Annotated in this window: 1 protein-coding gene; it reads left to right on the forward strand. The window is 66.1% G+C overall.

Annotation, left to right across the window (positions count from 1 at the left end; all coding sequences use genetic code 11):
* Positions 1–764 (forward strand): autotransporter outer membrane beta-barrel domain-containing protein (locus ACXJKH_RS21600; RefSeq protein ID WP_457322455.1); only part of this gene is annotated, 764 nt, incomplete at both ends.

Below are 764 nucleotides of genomic sequence, written 5' to 3' on the forward strand. Positions count from 1 at the left end.
CTCTCGCTGGGGGCCGGTGCCGAGATAGCACTCGGCGACGGCAGCGCGTTCCATACCTTGAACGTCAGCGGCAACTACAGCGGCAACGGCGGCACGCTTCTGTTCAATACAGTCTTGGCTGGCGACGACGCTGTCTCGGACAAACTCGTTATCGGCGGCGACACCAGCGGCCAGACTAACGTGCGCGTCAATAACGTGGGCGGCGCCGGCGCACAGACGGTCAATGGCATCGAACTGATCACGGTGGCCGGCGCCTCCAATGGCCAGTTTGACCTGGCCGGCCGCGCGGTGGGTGGTCAGTACGACTACTTCCTCTTCAAGGATGCGGGTAACTGGTACTTGCGATCTCAACTGCCGACTGCCCCGGACCCCTGCGATGCCGACCCGACACTGCCCGGTTGCGGCGGTGGCGTTGATCCGGTCGATCCGGTCGATCCGGTCGATCCCGTGGATCCGGTCGAGCCGCCGGTACCTGTGCTGCGCCCGGAAGGTGGCGCCTACCTGGCCAATCTGCAGGCAACGCAGACGTTGTTCCGCCTGGGCTATCACGACCGTCACGCCGGCCAGAACAGCGGCCGCGCCTGGGCACGGGTCGATGGGTCACGCACCGGTTTCGATGCGGTCAGCCGCCAGCTTGATGTGCACGGCAATAGCCAGTCCCTGAGCGTTGGCGCGGATGTGTGGCGCAATGACGCCGGCAGCGGCGCGGGCGTGATGCTGTCCAGCGGCAATGCCACCAGCACCTCCACCAACCCGCTGAGCGG

The organism is Stenotrophomonas sp. P5_B8 (assembly GCF_054049855.1).